The sequence below is a fragment of the Pseudomonas sp. UV AK001 genome, from assembly GCF_046097675.1.
GTDB lineage: Bacteria > Pseudomonadota > Gammaproteobacteria > Pseudomonadales > Pseudomonadaceae > Aquipseudomonas > Aquipseudomonas kribbensis.
In genome coordinates, this window is the sequence record NZ_JBJUVZ010000021.1 from 1 (window position 1) to 3,459 (window position 3,459).

The 3,459-nt window shown below is 50.9% G+C and carries 2 tRNA genes and 2 rRNA genes; all 4 read right to left on the reverse strand.

What is annotated here, in order from left to right:
- Window positions 1-1,163: ribosomal RNA gene (locus tag ACKLNA_RS29035) — 23S ribosomal RNA — on the reverse strand; the annotation flags it as partial.
- 243 nt (window positions 1,164-1,406) lie between these two features.
- Window positions 1,407-1,482: transfer RNA gene (locus ACKLNA_RS29040), tRNA-Ala, on the reverse strand.
- Window positions 1,483-1,512: 30 nt separating this feature from the next.
- A tRNA-Ile gene (locus tag ACKLNA_RS29045) sits at window positions 1,513-1,589 on the reverse strand.
- Between the two features lie 81 nt (window positions 1,590-1,670).
- A 16S ribosomal RNA gene (locus ACKLNA_RS29050) occupies window positions 1,671-3,207 on the reverse strand.
- Window positions 3,208-3,459: the final 252 nt, after the last annotated feature.

A 3,459-nucleotide genomic window follows, 5' to 3' on the forward strand; every position in this document is an offset into this window, starting at 1 on the left:
CGTGATACCCGTAGCTTCGGTGTATGGTTTGAGCCCCGTTACATCTTCCGCGCAGGCCGACTCGACTAGTGAGCTATTACGCTTTCTTTAAAGGGTGGCTGCTTCTAAGCCAACCTCCTAGCTGTCTAAGCCTTCCCACATCGTTTCCCACTTAACCATAACTTTGGGACCTTAGCTGACGGTCTGGGTTGTTTCCCTTTTCACGACGGACGTTAGCACCCGCCGTGTGTCTCCCATGCTCGGCACTTGTAGGTATTCGGAGTTTGCATCGGTTTGGTAAGTCGGGATGACCCCCTAGCCGAAACAGTGCTCTACCCCCTACAGTGATACATGAGGCGCTACCTAAATAGCTTTCGAGGAGAACCAGCTATCTCCGAGCTTGATTAGCCTTTCACTCCGATCCACAGGTCATCCGCTAACTTTTCAACGGTAGTCGGTTCGGTCCTCCAGTCAGTGTTACCTAACCTTCAACCTGCCCATGGATAGATCGCCCGGTTTCGGGTCTATTCCCAGCGACTAGACGCCCTATTAAGACTCGCTTTCGCTACGCCTCCCCTATTCGGTTAAGCTCGCCACTGAAAATAAGTCGCTGACCCATTATACAAAAGGTACGCAGTCACAGAACAAAGTCTGCTCCCACTGCTTGTACGCATACGGTTTCAGGATCTATTTCACTCCCCTCTCCGGGGTTCTTTTCGCCTTTCCCTCACGGTACTAGTTCACTATCGGTCAGTCAGTAGTATTTAGCCTTGGAGGATGGTCCCCCCATATTCAGACAAAGTTTCTCGTGCTCCGTCCTACTCGATTTCATGACTAAGAGATTTTCGCGTACAGGGCTATCACCCACTATGGCCGCACTTTCCAGAGCGTTCCGCTAATCTCAAAGCCACTTAAGGGCTAGTCCCCGTTCGCTCGCCACTACTAAGGGAATCTCGGTTGATTTCTTTTCCTCAGGGTACTTAGATGTTTCAGTTCCCCTGGTTCGCCTCTTGCACCTATGTATTCAGTGCAAGATAACCATCTTGTGATGGCTGGGTTCCCCCATTCAGACATCTCCGGATCAAAGTCTGTTTGCCGACTCCCCGAAGCTTTTCGCAGGCTACCACGTCTTTCATCGCCTCTGACTGCCAAGGCATCCACCGTATGCGCTTCTTCACTTGACCATATAACCCCAAGCAATCTGGTTATACTGTGAAGACGACATTCGCCGAAAATTCGAATTTCTCAACTAAGAGAACTCACAAATTTTACCTTAGCCTGATCACCACCAGTGAAAGTGGATCTCAGTCTATCTTTCTATCACATACCCAAATTTTTAAAGAACGAACTAGTCAAAGACTAGAAATCAACATTCACCATCACACGATGGAATGCTCATTTCTAAGCTCTTACTTCAGAAGCAGTAGTGGTGGAGCCAAGCGGGATCGAACCGCTGACCTCCTGCGTGCAAGGCAGGCGCTCTCCCAGCTGAGCTATGGCCCCGTATTTCTACAGGCGTTTCCCACACAAAATTGGTGGGTCTGGGCAGATTCGAACTGCCGACCTCACCCTTATCAGGGGTGCGCTCTAACCAACTGAGCTACAGACCCAATTTCGGGCTGCTTCTTTCGTCTTCTTCAATGAATCAAGCAATTCGTGTGGGAACTTATGGAGCAGCTGATGTCGTCGATTAAGGAGGTGATCCAGCCGCAGGTTCCCCTACGGCTACCTTGTTACGACTTCACCCCAGTCATGAATCACACCGTGGTAACCGTCCTCCCGAAGGTTAGACTAGCTACTTCTGGTGCAACCCACTCCCATGGTGTGACGGGCGGTGTGTACAAGGCCCGGGAACGTATTCACCGCGACATTCTGATTCGCGATTACTAGCGATTCCGACTTCACGCAGTCGAGTTGCAGACTGCGATCCGGACTACGATCGGTTTTATGGGATTAGCTCCACCTCGCGGCTTGGCAACCCTTTGTACCGACCATTGTAGCACGTGTGTAGCCCAGGCCGTAAGGGCCATGATGACTTGACGTCATCCCCACCTTCCTCCGGTTTGTCACCGGCAGTCTCCTTAGAGTGCCCACCATTACGTGCTGGTAACTAAGGACAAGGGTTGCGCTCGTTACGGGACTTAACCCAACATCTCACGACACGAGCTGACGACAGCCATGCAGCACCTGTCTCAATGTTCCCGAAGGCACCAATCCATCTCTGGAAAGTTCATTGGATGTCAAGGCCTGGTAAGGTTCTTCGCGTTGCTTCGAATTAAACCACATGCTCCACCGCTTGTGCGGGCCCCCGTCAATTCATTTGAGTTTTAACCTTGCGGCCGTACTCCCCAGGCGGTCAACTTAATGCGTTAGCTGCGCCACTAAGAGCTCAAGGCTCCCAACGGCTAGTTGACATCGTTTACGGCGTGGACTACCAGGGTATCTAATCCTGTTTGCTCCCCACGCTTTCGCACCTCAGTGTCAGTATCAGTCCAGGTGGTCGCCTTCGCCACTGGTGTTCCTTCCTATATCTACGCATTTCACCGCTACACAGGAAATTCCACCACCCTCTACCATACTCTAGCTCGCCAGTTTTGGATGCAGTTCCCAGGTTGAGCCCGGGGATTTCACATCCAACTTAACGAACCACCTACGCGCGCTTTACGCCCAGTAATTCCGATTAACGCTTGCACCCTCTGTATTACCGCGGCTGCTGGCACAGAGTTAGCCGGTGCTTATTCTGTCGGTAACGTCAAAATTGCAGAGTATTAATCTACAACCCTTCCTCCCAACTTAAAGTGCTTTACAATCCGAAGACCTTCTTCACACACGCGGCATGGCTGGATCAGGCTTTCGCCCATTGTCCAATATTCCCCACTGCTGCCTCCCGTAGGAGTCTGGACCGTGTCTCAGTTCCAGTGTGACTGATCATCCTCTCAGACCAGTTACGGATCGTCGCCTTGGTGAGCCATTACCTCACCAACTAGCTAATCCGACCTAGGCTCATCTGATAGCGCAAGGCCCGAAGGTCCCCTGCTTTCTCCCGTAGGACGTATGCGGTATTAGCGTTCCTTTCGAAACGTTGTCCCCCACTACCAGGCAGATTCCTAGGCATTACTCACCCGTCCGCCGCTGAATCCAGGAGCAAGCTCCCTTCATCCGCTCGACTTGCATGTGTTAGGCCTGCCGCCAGCGTTCAATCTGAGCCATGATCAAACTCTTCAGTTCAAACATCTTTGGGTTTTTAAGAAACCCTAAACTTGGCTCAGCAATCGTTGGTTACATCTTTGATTTCTCGCGGAGTAACTTGTGATGCTGATAATCTTGTTGACTATCAGTCTGACTCCACAAGCACCCACACGAATTGCTTGATTCAGTTGTTAAAGAGCGGTTGGTTAAGATCTTTCGTCTCAACCGAGGCGCGCATTCTACAGCAGCCTCATTTGCTGTCAAGTGATTATTTTCAGAAGTTTTCGAAGA